This is a genomic window from Oscillatoria sp. FACHB-1407, from assembly GCF_014697545.1.
Taxonomy (GTDB): domain Bacteria; phylum Cyanobacteriota; class Cyanobacteriia; order Elainellales; family Elainellaceae; genus FACHB-1407.
This window is the reverse complement of sequence record NZ_JACJSA010000020.1, coordinates 96781-112616: the sequence shown is the minus strand read 5'-3', so window position 1 is coordinate 112616 and position 15836 is coordinate 96781. Positions and strand designations below refer to the sequence as shown.

Below are 15836 nucleotides of genomic sequence, written 5' to 3'. Positions count from 1 at the left end.
ATGGCTAATTCAAATCGTTTACAAAAACTCTTAACCTACCTGCGTCCTCATTGGCGACAGACTGTTCTAGGAATCCTTGCACTGCTTGTTGTGAATGCGATTGGCGTTTACATTCCTCTACTGATTCGCAATAGCATCGATCGCCTGCAAGTGACATTTAGTTTTGAACGAGTGTTGTATTACGTTGCACTCATTCTTGTGTTGGCATCGGTCATGTGGGTCGTGCGGATGGCATCTCGGATTCTGTTATTTGGGGTCGGTCGGCAAGTTGAATTTGACTTAAAACAACGTATTTTTAATCATCTCCTGACACTTGAACCTGCCTATTTTGCCAACAATACGGTTGGTGATTTGATCAGTCGAGCTACCAGCGATGTCGATAATATCCGACGGTTGTTGGGCTTTGCGGTGTTGAGTTTAGCCAACACAGTTTTCGCCTATGGTTTGACATTGCCAGTGATGTTATTGATTAGTTGGCGGTTAACGTTGGTTGCGATCGCCATCTATCCGGTGATGTTCTTTTTGGTACACCTATTTAGCGATCGCCTCCGCAATGAGCAATTAGCCGTACAGGAGGAAACCTCCAATCTCAGCGATCTAATTCAGGAAGACATGAGCGGTATGGCTCTAATTAAGATCTATGCCCAGGAAGAGAATGAACGCCGTGCTTTTCAGGATTTAAATCAACAACTGCTCAAAGCGAACTTAAAGCTGGCAAAAACGCGCAATATGCTCTTTCCACTGTTGGGTGGGTTGGCGAGCATCAGTTTGTTAGCAATTCTGGCGTTGGGTGCGGGAACGATCGCCAGTGGGGCTCTGACCATCGGTGACTTTTTGGCACTACTTCTATATGTAGAACGGCTCGTATTTCCCACGGCGATTTTGGGCTTTACGATCACGGCCTATCAACGGGGTGAGGTCAGCATCGATCGCATTGAATACATGTTGTCGGTGGAACCCAAAATTAAAGATACACCCGACGCCATCCCCCTCAAGCCCTCAGAGGTGAAAGGATGGCTAACGGCTCAGCATCTCAGCTATGCCTATCCTGATGCCCGTCATCCAGCGTTGGACGATGTCAACTTCACAATTCAACCGGGAGAAACGGTGGCGATCGTCGGTCCTATCGGCTCTGGTAAGTCAACGCTGGCAAATGCCCTGACGCTGCTGCTCGACATTGCCCCCGGTCAACTCTTTTTGGATGGGTACGATATTACTCAGATCCGATTACGTGACTTGCGGTCGGCGATCGCCTACGTTCCTCAAGACAGTTTCCTCTTCAGCACTACCATCAAAAACAACATCCGCTATGGCGACCCAGTAGCGGAGCAACCCTTAGTCGAGTCTTCGGCAAAGCAAGCCCAGATTCATCAGGAAATTCTCAACTTCCCGCAGCAATACAAAACCATTGTGGGCGAACGGGGTATTACGCTCTCTGGTGGTCAGCGTCAGCGCAGTGCGTTGGGACGGGCATTACTGGTCGATGCACCCGTCCTGATTTTGGATGATGCCCTGTCGAGTGTAGACAACCAAACTGCTACCGAAATTCTCAAAAACCTCTCCGAAGGGACTCGTCGCAAAACTGTAATTTTTATCTCACACCAACTTTCTGCTGCCGCAATGGCAGATCGCATCCTGGTAATGGATCAGGGCAAAATCGTTCAATCGGGCACTCATAACGAGTTGGTGAGCCAGTCTGGGCTATATCAAACCTTATGGGATCAACACAAACTTGAAGAAATATTGCAATAATTTTGGACTTTAAGACTTTAGACAGACAGCAAACCCAGATAGGGCAACTACTATGGGAACTACAACAGAGATGTTGAGATTTGTAACAAAAAGAGGATAAAAACCATGACCAACTCAACTGATTTACCCAACGTTGCTAGAGAATATAACGGTGCTGACCGGAATGCTTTCTTGTTTGGCTGGAACCCCCAGGCTGAATTGTGGAATGGTCGTTTGGCAATGATTGGCTTCGTCGCTTACCTCCTGTGGGATTTGGGCGGCTACAGCGTTTTGCGTGACGTCCTGCACTTAATTCCTTACGCTGGGCAATAATTTTTGTCTAAATTCAGAACTCTCCTTGATCGGTAATGACTGAGGCATGGGAGCTTCAAAAATAGTTAGGCACCTCTGACGTAGCTGTCCTAATTACTTTTGAAGCTCTTTCTCTTCGTAAATGACACAATCGAGATAGGTCTATCGTCATTAAGCGCATCTTCCCGAATTTCATCGAGTCTTTTGTACAATGAAACTCTTTTCCTTCCTGACCATTGCCGTGTTTAATGCTGTGGCGATCGCCTCTACCCTCCCAGCATTAGCTCAGTCCACACCCGCCCCAGAGTCTCCCCAACAGGGGTGCCTGTCTGGTAATCCAGATGGGACCTTCCAGGGCGATGCGCAGCAGTTTCCCTTTCAGGGTAATCGCCCTGTGACTCGTTACGAATTTGCTGCCGGATTAAATGCCTGCCTGGAACAGACCCTACAGCAAATGCAGCAGGGAGATCTGGCAACTCGTGAAGATTTTGAAGCAACGCTGCAACGCCAACAAGAACTCAATGAAGAATTGAGAGAATTGAGTGAGCGTGTTGCCCCCACACCTGATCCCGCTAGCTCCCCTTCAGATTCATCTAACGGTGGCTCAAATTTTGGCAGGTAAAAAGTGATGGGGCGATCGCCCAGCAACATCACAACGCCAAACAAAGCTGCCGGAAGTGATCGCCCCGTTGCTCAAAATTTTGATATTGGTCAAAGCTGGCACAGGCAGGCGACAACAACACCACTTTTGCCTGAGTCTGCGGGGCTAACTCTGCCCCTCGAACCACTGCCCGATCCATCGTTTCCACAATTTCAAAGGGGCAGGTTGTGGCTTCTTTGAGCCGTTGGGCAAAGGCAGGAGCCGCACTACCAATTAGCAAAACCGTTGTGACTTTTTCCTGAATTGTATTTAACCAGGCAGCATCATCTCCCGCTTTTGCTTCCCCACCCGCAATTAAAATCACTGGCCTTTCAACCGCAGACAATCCCACCTGAGCCGCATCATAGTTGGTTGCTTTGCTGTCGTTGATGAATTGAATTCCATTCCGGGTGCGAATCAGTTCCAATCGATGTGACACGCCCGGAAAGTCATGAACCGCTTGAGCGATCGCCTCTTTGGGAATTCCCGCTAACCGAGCCGTCGCCACTGCCATCAACAGATTTTGGTGATTGTGTACACCCACCATCCGCAGCGCAGAAACAGGCACAATCGGCTCATCCTGAAACCATGCCAAACCGTCTTCAATATAAGCCCCCTGATGGGTCTTTCCCGGCAGGTTAGCTCTACCCGTCACACTCGTCCAGTAGGTTGACTCCCAGCGATCGCCCTCAGTATGGTGCAGCGTCTCTCGCAAATAGGGGTCATCGCCGTTTAACACTCGATATTGGGACTGGTTCAACAACTGGGCTTTGATGTTGAAATAATTTTCTAAAGTGTAGTGGCGGTTGAGATGATCAGGCGTAAAGGTTGTCCACACGCCAATTTGGGGTGCCACATGGATGGATGCCTCAATCTGGTAACTACTTAACTCGGCAATCACCCAATCTAACGGTTTAGCATTTGGGTCAGACGATTGACCCGACGGAACGGTCAATGCTACCTCACAGACTGCGTAGCCGATATTGCCACAGGCAGGTGCATTCAGCCCTGCCGCCTGAAAGATCGCTGCAATCAATGCCGTCGTCGTCGTTTTGCCGTTGGTGCCCGTAATGCCCACCCAGGGGTAACTCTGGAGCGATCGCCACGCTAACTCTACTTCGCCCATCGTCTCAATGCCCAACTCTCTGGCTTTGACCAGGGCAGGCAAGTCCCACCGCACACCGGGACTCACGACCACTCGTTGCATCAACACTGGATCAGGCTCAAAGGTGTGCCCTAACTTTACCGCAATGCTTTCTGCTTCAAGTTGTTGTTGGGTTTTGGCAAGTGCCTCTGCTAAGTTGCGATCGCTAATGGTGACGTGCCACCCCTCTCGCTTCAAAAGCCGCGCAGCCGAGATGCCCGACTGCCCAAGACCAATTACGTAAGCATTCTGCATAGACAAACGCCACGATCCCCTCGTTGAGCAGTCATCATCTTATCATCGGATCGTCATCTGCAATCTCAGCAGCAAAATTTCTAGACTCCCAACCAATAGAGCTACACCGCCAACAACCAGCAGGGTTACAACGGTCAACTGAGGCAGTGACAGACTGGGGCGATTGCTCGTCTCCTCAACTTCAAGCGACTCTCCACGCGATCGCGGAAACAGACACAGGGCGATCGCCTGCATTGTTCCCTGACATCCTGGTATCAAAATTGGCATGGAAAATTGGAGGAATTGTTGGGATATAAACGATAGAAACACATTCAAAACCCCAAAAACGAAGAGCATTAGAGTAAACCCAGTAGGAACGAGTAACCACCCCATCGCAAAGCGAGTATAGCGACTCAAAATTAACCCTTGCAGCAGGGGGGTGAGCAAGCTTGCTAGCAGTGCGACGGGTAACGATGGAGGAGCGTTAATGCCTCCAAAGTTTGATAAATTTCCCAAAGAAGTTTGGGGGTCCACTGGTTGAGATGGCGGTACAACCAATAACGGTGACCATACTTCGTAAATTACAACACTTCCTAATGCGCCTAATGCAGTGGCGGCAACCCAATACTTAACTGGGATATAACGCCGTAACACTAGCCATTGAGCAAAACCTAGAGTTGCTCCAATCAAAAGTTCGCGTACTTGGATAGAGCCTGTAAATCGTAGCAGAGGTTGCAGAATCAGAGGCAATAAAACAAACTGAACAACTAACCAGGACACGACTGTTGCAAGAACGTAAAGCCTGACAAACTGAACGCGATCGCCAGGTGTGATTAGTAAAGAGCGATGTACAGAGGAATCCACGAGGGATGAATCTGAATCCATACTAATTTTCTCTACATAATTTAAAGTTTTTGTATGCCTAGAAGCTCCACGGATGCCATTTCAGCAATCGCTGTACCAGGATAAATAGAGGTTCATCAAAGATGTTAACCCCTCAAAACCCCTTTTCTTACGATGTCAGACGATTCTCAGCGCAACTCAGCAGTTAATGCTACGGCTAATATTAAGGTTCATCATGCTTCTTTAGAAAACATTAAAAACTTCACCCCAGAAAAAGTAAACCATTTCTATAGAGGCGGAATCCGCGAAGGAGCAGGGCGCACACAAGCTGAAATGCAGCAGCTACTCGAAAAGATCCCACCTTCTCAGCGAGCAGGAGTTGATGGGGAATCTGCTGCTAGAAATGTCAAAGAATATCTAGCTAATAAGGATGCTAGTCATATTCAACCTCACAGCAAAGGAGGGTCAGCGCATCCCGACAATATTAAGTGGGAGGACAAATCATCAAATCGTGCCCGTGGCGATCGTTCAATGACGAAACAAGAACAAGCACGGCTAGAAGTCAAAGCGCAGTTTGACAATCTGACTGGGGCTATGAAAGCTGGGCTAGGGGCAATGCCAAAAGGAGCAGCAATTGGTGCAGCTACAACTATTCCATTTGCTTTACTCAAGAATTCATTGAGAGTTGTCCGAGGAGAAATTACAGCTCAGCAAGCAGCTTTAGAAACTGCAAAGGAAACAGCAATTGGTGGTGGAATTGGGGCAGTTTCTGCTTTCACAGTAACCACAATAGCTGTTGCTTGTCCCCCAGTTGCTATTGCACTTACAGCCATTTCTCCTGCTCTTTTGGTGGTCGGCGGAGTTGGTATGATTCATCAGTTCTTTCAAATCCTGGATGATCACAAAACCCAAGTCCGCAGTTACTATAAATCTTTGACTCAGGATCAACTGCAATATTTATCAAGAGTTGAAGAGGAATTAATCTACGAACACGATAAAACAATGGCTTTACTTGCACAAGCCAAGGAAACTAGTGCAGAAATTGTGAACCGTCCACGAGAGGCTGGGGTAGAAGGAGCACTCAAGCGTTACACAGAATCCTTGAAAATTCATCAATCTCTTGTTTCTTCATTTACCTCAGAATGCATTCAAGCTTCTGACCAAATTTTGCTTCCCTCTAATAATAAGGAGTAGGAGTTTCCTATGCTTCCTTTTATAATTGGAGGATTATGTGCAGCTGTTGGATTTGTTGCTGGGGCAATTACAAGTCATGCTGCTGGTGAACAAGACAGACAAGCAGTCAAACAGCTTGAAAAGGTTAATGAGGAACTTATTAATAGTCGTGATGCTTTAGAGAAACGCTATCACGAACTTTCTGACACAAGCAAAGATCAAATTAGTGATCTCCAACGCAAATTAGCTGAATCTGAATTGGAAAAAGATGCACTTTATCTAGTCGTGAGGCTTCAAAATAGTCTTTTTCTGTTGATGCAAGCTATTGATCGAAATCCAGCTTTTGAGGTTTTGTTTCAATTTCGAGAGGCAGTAAATCAAACTAATCTCGTACTAAGTCATCTTGAAGAAGATTTAATTCCAATCCCAAAGGATTACTTCAGTCGCAACCTTACCCGTGCCAAACTCAAAATAACTCGACTTGGGGAAACTCTTACTCAAGAACAAAGGGCAATTTTGAATAAGCTCCTTCTCAATGTCAGTGATGGAGTGATCTTTTGTCCTCATTGCAATGAGCAGAATGCAGTGATGAAAAATGTTTCATCCATTAGATGTAATACCTGCAACAGTCTTATTGATTTAATCAGCTGGCAAAGTGAAATTAAGTGGCATACAACAAAAACAATACCTTCTCTACCAGCAAATCAGCAAGCTGATTTAGCTGTTACAGCAGATGTTACGTGAAAAATTATTGGCATCTCATTTAAGTATTCAAGATTTGAATAGATTTGCAAGTTTTAGAGGTAAAAGCCAACCCGCTAAGCTTTGCAAATCAAGCTCCCAACTGTAATTAACGTCAGTTCGGTTTAAGAGCCCGGAAAATGAATTCGCGGCTACTGGAGCGAAGTCCGCCGACGTGGACTCCGGAAGATGCAGGATTTGATGAACCGACGCAGGTTGGTTTTGCTCCGATAGCGGCGGTTTCAACCGTCATAATTCTGCTCCCAAGCTCAGGTTCAGTGGCAGGGATTCGCTCCATTTTTTATCTCGACGTCGAGATTCTTGACATTTACCTTTAAGGAAAGTATCTTGATATTAAGATAGATCTGAGCAATTGCCCATCTATACCACCACTAGTACAGCAAAAAATAAGTTTTGAAAGGGGTGAAGCCCCTTCTTGGGGCGAAGCCCCCAAACCCCCTACATTGCAGAACTTTGTGTTCGCAACACTAGCCTACGCAACAGTCCGCTAGTGGTTCACACTCAATCCTTTTACAGCTACACCAGGGCTAACACTATGACGTTCCTCACTCTATTCCGTCAGCGGAATATCTTGTTGCGCTATCAAATCTGTTTTTATCTTGTGCTGTCACTCCTGAGTGGGGCACTACTCCCGATTCAAGCCAGTATCAACGCTCAATTAGCGCGATCGCTCAACTCTGCTCCCTTAGCAGCCGATATATCCTATCTTGTCGGTTCGCTGGCTTTAATCGCCTTACTTTCAACAGGGCAAGTGGGTCATGTTGATTGGTCTACTTTGCGTAAAGCCCCGTCATGGACGTTTGCAGGGGGCTTATTTGGAGCCTGGTACATCGCCTCCAGTGCTTACTTCATCTCCACACTCGGAGCAACGTTAACCCTGGGTTTTGTGGTTGGTGGGCAGGCGATCGCAGGCATCATTATTGACCATTTTGGTTGGTTGGGAATGCCCCGACATCGCCTCACACGGAACCGCCGCATTGCAATGGGTTTATTAGCCGTTGCGATTTTCTTTCTCGCGCAGTAGTTTATCCCTTCTCACGTAGGACTCATTATGGATATTTTATTAGCCATTATTGGAGCAGGTTCAGCAGGAAGTTTTTTAGCGATCGGATCAGCAGCTAATGCTCGATTAAAACAAACACTGCACTCTCCAATTGCAGCCGCCGCCATTAATTTCGTGGTTGGCTTTAGTATTTTGGCACTTTTGATCGCATTAGGTTTGTTTCAATCACCAGATTGGCAACGGTTTACAACCACTCCTTGGTGGGCATTTTTAGGGGGTTTTTTAGGAGCTGCATTCGTCAGTTTAAGTACGGTGACCGTTCCCAAGTTGGGTTTAACTACAGCGACATTAGCCGTTGTTTGTAGTCAGATGATGATGTCGCTCGTGATTGATCAATTTGGTTGGTTTGGTGTTCCATCTCATACGCTGGATGGGTCTAGAGTTTTTGCGATCGCATTACTCATTGTGGCGATCGCACTCACCCAACTCGATCGCCAACACTCCAATTCGATCTGACACTTGAATTTTCAAGCTCTACCCAAATAGACCTGATTGGAGGATAACGATAGAGCGATTGGAGATTTAATCTAGGAATTCAATGTGAGTGGTGTGAAGTCTCTAGATAACTTGCAATCTAATTATTTTCGTTTTTCAAAGGTGAGACGATGAATCGCTTTCCTCCTAAAACTTACCAGCAGCCGACCTTAGAGACTCAAGGCGATCGCAAAACCCTGGCGGTGCTGATGGTTCAGTTAGAAGAAGTAGAAGAACAAATGGACAGCTTGCAACAGTCACGCGCAGACCTGCTCAAAAAAATCGCTGAGTTGCTCTAACCCATGCAAATTCGATTGTTTCAGCCGCAAGACGCGGAGCAAGTTGCACAGCTTTTTCATGACACCATCCGCAATGTCAATATCAATGATTACTCTGAAGCCCAAGTGAAAGCATGGGCACCCGATGACCTCCATTTTAGAAATTGGGTAGAAGCTTGCTTTAACCGATTTACCTTTGTGGCAGACGATGACGGAACGATTGCCGGGTTTGGCGAATTAGAAGCCAACGGTCATGTTGACTGCTTCTATTGCCACAGGGGTTATCAGCGTCGGGGGGTAGGAAGTCAGATCTATGCTGCGATCGAAGAAAAGGCGATCGCTCTAGGATTAAATCACTTGTTTGTTGAGGTCAGCATTACAGCAAAACCCTTCTTTCAGCGCATGGGGTTTGCGATCGTCAAGGAACAACAAGTAGAGTGCCGTGGAGAATGGTTGACTAACTTTGTGATGGAGAAGTTTATCGGCGATCCTGAAGGAAGATACGATTTTTGAAAACACGCCCCTGCTGTAGGGGTGTTTCGCGAAACGCCCCTACAAAATTCATACATGATTCATACATTAGATGAGCAACACCGTTTATCTAACCTGAATCCCGATCGCTGCAATTAATTCGCCAGGTCATTCAAGTTGGTATTACTGACCAAACCTGCCAACACTAACCGCCAGACGGCTTCAAAATCCGCGTCGATATCAGGTGCAGTCCACCCCTGGGCATGAGCAGGGTGATGAAACCGGATCATGGCATTAAAAACTGCTCTGGCAGTTTGTTGAGGATCAGACGTTGTAAGCTCTCCACTCGCAACACCGCTCTCAACAATTTGAGTGACCTGGCGCACCAATTCAATAACATGTGCCTGTACGACATCTCGTGATTCTTCAGCGATTGCCGAATAGGTTGCAAACATCTCCGGGTCATCCAGCACCTTTTGCCGCTTCAAGCTCATTAAGTGTTGGAACCATCGATGTAAGCGTTCAATCGCTGAACCAGATTCGGTGGCGATCGCTGCCAATGGCTCCGATACTCGATGCAACCACCGTTCGGCAACAGCATCTCGCAGCGCAGCTTTACTGGGAAAATGACGATAAATGGAGCCGTGACTGACTTCTAAAAACCGAGCAACATCAACCACAGTTGCCTTAGCCGGACCGTATCGCCGCAGCACGTCTTCGGCTGCATTGAGAATCCGATCCGGGGTTAAGGCTGAGTCACTCATGCGAAAGGGTTTCAACTTCGTTCACTACTGACGTTCACTGTCTAACATGACCATTTGACTGGCATCATAGCGATCGCCTGCTACTGCCTCCGGAGGAATCGTCGCTTCAATTTGAGCTAACTCATCGGCAGTTAAGTGCAGGTCTAACGCCCCCAGTGCTTCTTCTAAACGGCTACGACGACGCGCCCCAATTAAAGGAACGATATCATTGCCCCGTGATAGCACCCAGGCGATCGCCACTTGTGCAACTGTAGCATTCTGTTCCTCCGCAATGGTGCGAAGTGCCTCTACCAGTGACAAATTGCGATCGAGGTTATCTCCGGAGAAACGAGGGAGGTGGCTCCGAAAATCTTTAGCCGTCTCCGATCGCTCCTTTGACCAGTGACCACTCAACAACCCTCGTGACAGCACTCCATAGGCAGTCACCGCGATGCCTAATTCACGCACTGTTGGCAAAATGTTTGCCTCAATGCCGCGACTAAGTAAGGAATATTCGATCTGAAGCCAGCTAATTGGATGCACTGCCGCAGCCCGCCGAATTGTATCTGCCCCCACTTCAGACAAGCCAATATGCCGAACATAGCCCGCTTGTACCATCTCGGCGATCGCCCCAATCGTGTCTTCGATCGGTACGTTGGGATCAATCCTAGCGGGCTGATACAGGTCGATGTAATCCGTACCCAATCGATTCAAGGTGTATGCCAATGCGGTTTTAACGGCGGCTGGACGACCATCAAACCCGATAAAGCTGCCATCCGGTGACCGCAGTGCGCCAAATTTGACGGCAATGAAAACGTCCTCCCGTTTTCGCCCTGCCAGTGCCTCATGCAACAGCAATTCATTATGCCCCATGCCATAAAAATCGCCTGTGTCCAACACAGTGATACCCGCGTCGAGTGCCGCGTGAATGGTGGCAATGCTTTCTTCGCGATCGGTTGGACCATAAAAATCAGACATTCCCATGCACCCCAATCCGAGTGCCGATACCATCGGTCCGTTATTTCCAAGCTGTCGCATCAACATAATGATTACTCCTGTGTTGAGTTGTTTCCACTGTAGCAAGTGGAATGACAAAAATCAATATCTGTCACTTCATTTTTGTTATACAGATCGGGAAGGTGTGTCTCAAGACAGGGGTTTTGTTAAAAGGGTTAGTTTACGGTGAAGGGAATACATCGCATTCCAACGGAGTTCTAACGAATAGAATGGTTATCCTTTGAACTCGAACAACCTTGATTGCCAACTCTTTGAGTCATTCAGGAAGTGAAGCTGCGGAATTACGGTAGAGGAAGAAACGATGAACGTAGAAGAACTGATGCAACGCTATGCTGCGGGCGAACGAGATTTTAGTGTTGCGAATCTCAGCGAAGCAGAACTGGAAGGGGTTGACCTGGATGGCGTTGTTTTACAAGGGGCAACCCTGGATGGAGCCAATCTGCGTCATGCCAAACTCCGAGAGGCTGATCTGAGTGGAGCCGATCTCAATGGAGCCGATCTGACTCAGGCTGATCTGAGCGGAGCCAATCTAAGCGATGCCACTTTAGATGGGGCGATTTTAGAGGGGGCAATTCTCGATCGCGCTGTTCTGGGTCAAGCCGACCTACAAGCTGCAAACCTGGTTCAGGCGAATTTGAACCAGGCAGACCTGGCACAGGCAGATATGCAGGGTGCTAATTTAGAAGCCGCTGATTTAAGTGGCGCAAATCTGGCGATCGCCGATCTTCAACAGGCAAACCTTAACCAGGCAGCTCTGGAGGGTGCCAATTTGGGGGGTGCCAATCTAGAAGATGCCAATTTAGAAGGCACTCTGTTAGAAGGTGGCGATAGTAGTTTGGCAACCTGATCTCAACTCCTCCAGTTGAATGTGGGATAGGGATTTTGGCGGTTGAAACGGCTGATTTCGATGCGAACTCCAGACGTTGAGTGTTTGAGGTTCGGCGAAGCTCACACGAGTTGCGGACTGGATTCTAATAGGCGTGGATGGATTCACCTGGATGGCGATCGCCATCCAAGTAGTGTTTGTGGGGTATGAGAACGCTTATATCCCACAAAAAATACCCACTAACAAATTACTAATATTGTTGTAAATTATTGGTTTATCTCATCCAAGGTCAGGTTTGCTATGATCAGCTTCTGTTTGCTGTACCAGGCTTCCAGATGCTTGATACTTGTAGCCAAGAATTGGGGTGTTCTATTGCGGTTGGTGAAAACTATTGCCTATCCATTCCTTGATATCCAATGGCTCTACGCCCATTTATAAGCAGATTATAGAAGGGCTAGTAAATCGCCAAAAGGATAAAATTACACCAATCTGTTCCTGAAGTTCGAGCATTCGTTATCACTTTACAATTGCCAATACGATTGAATGTTACATCTAGCATTTCTGACATCTTTCTTTAGAAAGGAACCCTTCGTGAAAGCGAATCAGATGATGAGGGTGTGTTCCTGTTCTGTTGAGATGGCAATATGAAGGGTTTAGTTATGCAGCAAGCACGGTCATCAAATAAACCTACCTTCTTCACAGTTTACGTTTCTGGCAATTGTCTTGAGTTATGTGCCGGATGTGAAGACCGTTCAGATTGGGTTGCAATTCATACTTCTAAATCTTACGAAATGGCTTACGAATTCGCCCAAAATGCAGCTAAGCACCGTGGCATTGAGTTTAGAGATTGCTCCAACGAGTACAGCAATTTTTAACCCATTAAAAAGGTGGTGTTCCAAACCTGTTGATAACCTCTGTAAGACCCCCTGTAGTCCCCCTTGGTAAGGGGAACGGCGACACCCGGGGGGTTAGTAGCAACAGGTCTGAAACACTACCCAACCTCTCTTTGCTCTAAGCTTGATGCGTAGCACTACACAAACTGCTAAAAGCAGTAGCGGCATGAGTCAGATTGTTATTGTGGGGGCAGGACCAGGCGGAGCAACTCTAGCCTTGCTGTTAGCCCAACGAGGCATTTCAGTGACGCTGATTGAGGCATCAAACACCTTTCAGCGGACGTTTCGCGGAGAGGGGTTAATGCCAAGCGGATTGGATGCTCTCCATCAGATGGGCTTAACTGCTGTGTTACAAGGCATTCCCCATCGTCCACTGACTGCCTGGGAGTTTTGGATCAATGGGCGATCGCTGTTTCGGGTTCAGGAGCCAATTGAACCGGGAGGAGAACCCTGTACGCTGGTTTCTCAATCGGCTTTGCTAACGGCGTTAATCGATCAACTCAGCCATTACCCTCATGTTGAGTTTGTGCAGGGTGTGGCGGTTCAAGACTTGCTGACATCTAATGGACGCGTGTCAGGGGTGAGACTGGCAGATCATCGAGCGATCGCCGCATCTCTGGTCATTGCGACTGATGGACGCAACTCAGTTGCCCGACGGCAAGCTAATCTCTCGCTGCAACACCAATCCAATGCGTTCGATATCCTCTGGTTTCGTCTGGCAGACAGTCCTCAGTTTGAGGCTGAAAATATTTTCTATTCCATCGTTCAGGGACAACACGCCTTTGGGTTGTTTCGCAGTTCGGAGGGAAATTTGCAAGTCGGATGGGCACTGGGCGATCGCACCCAAGACTGGAAACAGATCGATTGGGCTAAAACTCTGGCATCAGCTTCTCCAGATTGGTTGGCAGATCATTTTCGGACAGTTGCCGATTCGCTGGAACGTCCCGTCCTACTCTCCGTCGTTGTGGGTCGCTGTCCTCAATGGTGGGTGCCAGGATTATTGCTGCTAGGGGATGCGGCTCACCCCATGTCACCAATTCGAGCACAGGGGATCAATATGGCACTGCGCGATAGCATTGTCGCTGCCAATCATCTCGTCCCACTAATGCAGGGAGTCTCCCAGGCAGCAATTCCCTCGTCAGAGGAACTGGTGTGCATCGACCAGGTATTACCCCAGATTCAAGCAGCACGCGAGCCAGAAATTATGCGTGCTCAGCAGTTACAACATCAAGAGGCAGCCCAAGCAGAGTTGCTGGGAAATTACCCCTTGCTGCAATGGGGAGTCAGCCAGTTTGCTCCGCTAATTCGTTATCCTGTTCGCTATTCCTGGGTTGCTCGACAGCGACAGTTGCGTCAGGGAGTCACATCAGTTCAGTTAGCGGTTTAGCAGGATCGAGGCAGTGGGTAGCACGATTGCAGGACGAATTTAAATGAACGTGAATTTGGGATCAGGATTTTGGCGGTTAAAACCGCCGCTATCGCAGCAAAACCGACCTGCGTCGGTTCGTCACATCCTGCCTCTTCCAGAGTCCGCGTCGGCGGACTTCGCTTTGTTAGCCGCGAATTTATTCGCCAGGCTCTTAAACCGAACTGATGTTAGAAGTATAGCGATCGCCAAAACCATTAGGACATTGAATTTGAGTCCTGCTGAGAGAGACGCGATTAATCGCGTCTGTCCTGTTGAGTGCCTTGTCTTAACTGAGGTGACTACAGCTATAGCTTGGCGTAATTAAACGTCAGATAGAGGAGGGGGTGGAGGGGGATACATCCCCCTTCTTGGGGGCAACGCCCCCGAACCCCCTACATTGCAGCACTTTGTGTTCGCAACACTAGTCCAATCGGGTGATGTCTACCTTTGAGGATGAGGGGCTACACTGGCGGCACGTTAATCCTGCTAGCTTACCCGCGTTCTAGAATGAATCCCAAACCCGGTCGCTTTAAAGTAATTTTTCGGGACTATTGGTCGTTGGTGCTTTTTCTTCTGACCATGGTTTCCATCATATTAGGACCCATTGCCCTGTTAACCATTCCAATTGGTATTTTTCTGTTACTCAAACGAGTTGGCACCATTCGCAGGGTATTTGCTGAGGGTGTTCCGGTTGAAGCCATTTTGGTGCAGAAACGGCTGTCACGCGGGGAATGGATTTTGCGATATCGCTACTCCTATGGCAGCGATGTGTATGAGGTGGTGAACTATGTGGTTGGTTGGAGTTTGGGTATTCAACGGGGCGATCGCCTCGAAGCAGTAGTCAACCCTAAAAAACCCACTCAAGCATTTTTGACAACACTGTACTTGAAAAAAGTGTCTGCTTGACGTTGAAAACGAGTCGTTAAAAAGTCAACGAACAGTCGAATTTTAGTCGAAAGATGACGATTGACTGGATACAAAATGTAGATGGAAAGTTCTGTTGGATGATAGTCGGGCAACACAACGGTGAGTTGCTCCTGCTGTAAAGCCCTACCAATGATAAACGTAGGCAGTAATGCAATTCCTAATCCTTGAATTGCTGCATCCCGTAAGACTTCCCCATTGTTGGAACACATCGCCCCCCGAATCGTCACCGTATGTTCTCCATCTGCTCCTACAAGTAGCCAGTGATTTTCCACGGCTAGATGCCCATAGTGTAAACACGAGTGATAACGCAAATCGCTGGGATGGGTGAGATTTCCTCGTTGTTGCAAATAGGTAGGGGAAGCACATACCACTCGTGGCGCAGATACCAGTTTTTGAGCAATTAAACTCGCTGTCTCTGGAGGCTCTGCAATTCGCACCGTGACATCAAATCCCTCTTCGATGGGGTCAACGAAGCGATCGTCTAGGGTCAGTTGCACCTGTAAGTCAGGATACTGGAGGAGAAAATCAGCCACAGCAGAGGCTAGATGCATTGTGCCAAATGACATGGGGGCATTAATTCGGAGTCGTCCTTTGGGTTCTTCATGCAGTTGAGAAACGGCTTGTTCTGCCTCGGCTAAATCCGCCAGGATAGCGACACACCGCTCATAAAAAGCTAACCCGGTTTCTGTCGGGCTAACCTGTCGAGTACTGCGATGCAGCAGTTGCACTCCCAAATCATTCTCTAAATTAATGACAAGTTTATTTACTGCCGATCGCGACAATCCCATTTGGCGGGCAGCAGCAGCAAAACCACCCGCCGTCACAACCTGGGTAAAAGCTCGTATGCACTCAAATTTATCCATGCCATGGATTGTATAGCAGTTCTAAATGAGTTGT

At 47.8% G+C, this 15836-nt stretch carries 19 protein-coding genes; 14 read left to right on the top strand and 5 right to left on the bottom strand.

What is annotated here, in order from left to right:
• The 3 genes from H6G89_RS26150 (at position 1) to H6G89_RS26140 (ending at position 2665) form a co-directional block, all read left to right on the top strand.
• Positions 1-1752, top strand: a complete 1752-nt coding sequence (locus H6G89_RS26150; protein ID WP_190512118.1) for an ABC transporter ATP-binding protein — start codon at positions 1-3, stop codon at positions 1750-1752.
• A 105-nt stretch (positions 1753-1857) separates the two neighbouring features.
• Complete coding sequence (locus tag H6G89_RS26145; protein ID WP_190512116.1) at positions 1858-2064, top strand: chlorophyll a/b-binding protein; 207 nt, start codon at positions 1858-1860, stop codon at positions 2062-2064.
• A gap of 190 nt (positions 2065-2254) precedes the next feature.
• Positions 2255-2665 carry a hypothetical protein gene (locus tag H6G89_RS26140; protein ID WP_199336940.1) on the top strand — a complete coding sequence of 137 codons (411 nt, stop codon included), beginning with the start codon at positions 2255-2257 and terminating at the stop codon, positions 2663-2665.
• A 28-nt stretch (positions 2666-2693) separates the two neighbouring features.
• Here H6G89_RS26140 and murD read toward each other — a convergent pair whose 3' ends face one another.
• On the bottom strand, positions 2694-4082 hold the full coding sequence (gene murD / locus H6G89_RS26135; protein WP_190512114.1) for a UDP-N-acetylmuramoyl-L-alanine--D-glutamate ligase: 1389 nt from the start codon (positions 4080-4082) through the stop codon (positions 2694-2696).
• Between the two features lie 42 nt (positions 4083-4124).
• Positions 4125-4946, bottom strand: a complete 822-nt coding sequence (locus H6G89_RS26130; protein ID WP_190512112.1) for a hypothetical protein — start codon at positions 4944-4946, stop codon at positions 4125-4127.
• Positions 4947-5078: 132 nt separating this feature from the next.
• Here H6G89_RS26130 and H6G89_RS26125 point away from each other — a divergent pair, with 132 nt between their 5' ends.
• The 7 genes from H6G89_RS26125 (at position 5079) to H6G89_RS26095 (ending at position 9167) form a co-directional block, all read left to right on the top strand.
• A complete protein-coding gene (locus tag H6G89_RS26125; protein WP_190512111.1) occupies positions 5079-6098 on the top strand; it encodes a hypothetical protein in 1020 nt (339 codons plus the stop codon).
• Positions 6099-6107: 9 nt separating this feature from the next.
• Positions 6108-6821 (top strand): hypothetical protein, encoded by a 714-nt coding sequence (locus H6G89_RS26120; protein WP_190512109.1) that lies wholly within the window; start codon positions 6108-6110, stop codon positions 6819-6821.
• A gap of 137 nt (positions 6822-6958) precedes the next feature.
• On the top strand, positions 6959-7156 hold the full coding sequence (locus tag H6G89_RS26115; RefSeq protein ID WP_190512107.1) for a hypothetical protein: 198 nt from the start codon (positions 6959-6961) through the stop codon (positions 7154-7156).
• Positions 7157-7374: 218 nt separating this feature from the next.
• On the top strand, positions 7375-7863 hold the full coding sequence (locus H6G89_RS26110) for a DMT family transporter (RefSeq protein ID WP_190512105.1): 489 nt from the start codon (positions 7375-7377) through the stop codon (positions 7861-7863).
• A 27-nt stretch (positions 7864-7890) separates the two neighbouring features.
• Positions 7891-8358: a DMT family transporter gene (locus H6G89_RS26105; protein WP_190512103.1), complete on the top strand. Its 468-nt coding sequence runs from the start codon at positions 7891-7893 to the stop codon at positions 8356-8358.
• Positions 8359-8507: 149 nt separating this feature from the next.
• Positions 8508-8675 carry a hypothetical protein gene (locus H6G89_RS26100; protein WP_190512102.1) on the top strand — a complete coding sequence of 56 codons (168 nt, stop codon included), beginning with the start codon at positions 8508-8510 and terminating at the stop codon, positions 8673-8675.
• A gap of 3 nt (positions 8676-8678) precedes the next feature.
• A complete protein-coding gene (locus H6G89_RS26095; RefSeq protein ID WP_190512100.1) occupies positions 8679-9167 on the top strand; it encodes a GNAT family N-acetyltransferase in 489 nt (162 codons plus the stop codon).
• Between the two features lie 113 nt (positions 9168-9280).
• Here the strand turns inward: H6G89_RS26095 and H6G89_RS26090 are convergent, their stop codons facing one another.
• Positions 9281-9889 carry a TetR family transcriptional regulator gene (locus tag H6G89_RS26090; protein ID WP_190512097.1) on the bottom strand — a complete coding sequence of 203 codons (609 nt, stop codon included), beginning with the start codon at positions 9887-9889 and terminating at the stop codon, positions 9281-9283.
• A gap of 24 nt (positions 9890-9913) precedes the next feature.
• Positions 9914-10912, bottom strand: a complete 999-nt coding sequence (locus tag H6G89_RS26085) for an aldo/keto reductase (RefSeq protein WP_190512096.1) — start codon at positions 10910-10912, stop codon at positions 9914-9916.
• A gap of 274 nt (positions 10913-11186) precedes the next feature.
• Here H6G89_RS26085 and H6G89_RS26080 point away from each other — a divergent pair, with 274 nt between their 5' ends.
• From H6G89_RS26080 to H6G89_RS26065, 4 genes are all read left to right on the top strand, one after another.
• Positions 11187-11732 carry a pentapeptide repeat-containing protein gene (locus H6G89_RS26080; protein ID WP_190512094.1) on the top strand — a complete coding sequence of 182 codons (546 nt, stop codon included), beginning with the start codon at positions 11187-11189 and terminating at the stop codon, positions 11730-11732.
• Between the two features lie 1038 nt (positions 11733-12770).
• Positions 12771-13991 carry an FAD-dependent monooxygenase gene (locus H6G89_RS26075; RefSeq protein WP_190512092.1) on the top strand — a complete coding sequence of 407 codons (1221 nt, stop codon included), beginning with the start codon at positions 12771-12773 and terminating at the stop codon, positions 13989-13991.
• A 43-nt stretch (positions 13992-14034) separates the two neighbouring features.
• Positions 14035-14337, top strand: a complete 303-nt coding sequence (locus tag H6G89_RS26070; RefSeq protein WP_190512084.1) for a hypothetical protein — start codon at positions 14035-14037, stop codon at positions 14335-14337.
• A 254-nt stretch (positions 14338-14591) separates the two neighbouring features.
• Positions 14592-14918 (top strand): hypothetical protein, encoded by a 327-nt coding sequence (locus H6G89_RS26065; protein ID WP_190512082.1) that lies wholly within the window; start codon positions 14592-14594, stop codon positions 14916-14918.
• Here the strand turns inward: H6G89_RS26065 and H6G89_RS26060 are convergent.
• Complete coding sequence (locus H6G89_RS26060; RefSeq protein ID WP_190512079.1) at positions 14873-15802, bottom strand: LysR family transcriptional regulator; 930 nt, start codon at positions 15800-15802, stop codon at positions 14873-14875. The two genes, H6G89_RS26065 and H6G89_RS26060, sit on opposite strands and share 46 nt — an antisense overlap.
• Positions 15803-15836: the final 34 nt, after the last annotated feature.

What these genes read in the sequence shown, in the direction of transcription:
- H6G89_RS26150 (WP_190512118.1), top strand. Translation starts at nt 1, where the DNA reads ATGGCTAATTCAAATCGTTTACAAAAACTCTTAACCTACCTGCGTCCT.
- H6G89_RS26145 (WP_190512116.1), top strand. Translation starts at nt 1,858, where the DNA reads ATGACCAACTCAACTGATTTACCCAACGTTGCTAGAGAATATAACGGT.
- H6G89_RS26140 (WP_199336940.1), top strand. Translation starts at nt 2,255, where the DNA reads ATGAAACTCTTTTCCTTCCTGACCATTGCCGTGTTTAATGCTGTGGCG.
- murD (WP_190512114.1), bottom strand. Translation starts at nt 4,082, where the DNA reads ATGCAGAATGCTTACGTAATTGGTCTTGGGCAGTCGGGCATCTCGGCT.
- H6G89_RS26130 (WP_190512112.1), bottom strand. Translation starts at nt 4,946, where the DNA reads ATGGATTCAGATTCATCCCTCGTGGATTCCTCTGTACATCGCTCTTTA.
- H6G89_RS26125 (WP_190512111.1), top strand. Translation starts at nt 5,079, where the DNA reads ATGTCAGACGATTCTCAGCGCAACTCAGCAGTTAATGCTACGGCTAAT.
- H6G89_RS26120 (WP_190512109.1), top strand. Translation starts at nt 6,108, where the DNA reads ATGCTTCCTTTTATAATTGGAGGATTATGTGCAGCTGTTGGATTTGTT.
- H6G89_RS26115 (WP_190512107.1), top strand. Translation starts at nt 6,959, where the DNA reads ATGAATTCGCGGCTACTGGAGCGAAGTCCGCCGACGTGGACTCCGGAA.
- H6G89_RS26110 (WP_190512105.1), top strand. Translation starts at nt 7,375, where the DNA reads ATGACGTTCCTCACTCTATTCCGTCAGCGGAATATCTTGTTGCGCTAT.
- H6G89_RS26105 (WP_190512103.1), top strand. Translation starts at nt 7,891, where the DNA reads ATGGATATTTTATTAGCCATTATTGGAGCAGGTTCAGCAGGAAGTTTT.
- H6G89_RS26100 (WP_190512102.1), top strand. Translation starts at nt 8,508, where the DNA reads ATGAATCGCTTTCCTCCTAAAACTTACCAGCAGCCGACCTTAGAGACT.
- H6G89_RS26095 (WP_190512100.1), top strand. Translation starts at nt 8,679, where the DNA reads ATGCAAATTCGATTGTTTCAGCCGCAAGACGCGGAGCAAGTTGCACAG.
- H6G89_RS26090 (WP_190512097.1), bottom strand. Translation starts at nt 9,889, where the DNA reads ATGAGTGACTCAGCCTTAACCCCGGATCGGATTCTCAATGCAGCCGAA.
- H6G89_RS26085 (WP_190512096.1), bottom strand. Translation starts at nt 10,912, where the DNA reads ATGTTGATGCGACAGCTTGGAAATAACGGACCGATGGTATCGGCACTC.
- H6G89_RS26080 (WP_190512094.1), top strand. Translation starts at nt 11,187, where the DNA reads ATGAACGTAGAAGAACTGATGCAACGCTATGCTGCGGGCGAACGAGAT.
- H6G89_RS26075 (WP_190512092.1), top strand. Translation starts at nt 12,771, where the DNA reads ATGAGTCAGATTGTTATTGTGGGGGCAGGACCAGGCGGAGCAACTCTA.
- H6G89_RS26070 (WP_190512084.1), top strand. Translation starts at nt 14,035, where the DNA reads ATGAACGTGAATTTGGGATCAGGATTTTGGCGGTTAAAACCGCCGCTA.
- H6G89_RS26065 (WP_190512082.1), top strand. Translation starts at nt 14,592, where the DNA reads ATGGTTTCCATCATATTAGGACCCATTGCCCTGTTAACCATTCCAATT.
- H6G89_RS26060 (WP_190512079.1), bottom strand. Translation starts at nt 15,802, where the DNA reads ATGGATAAATTTGAGTGCATACGAGCTTTTACCCAGGTTGTGACGGCG.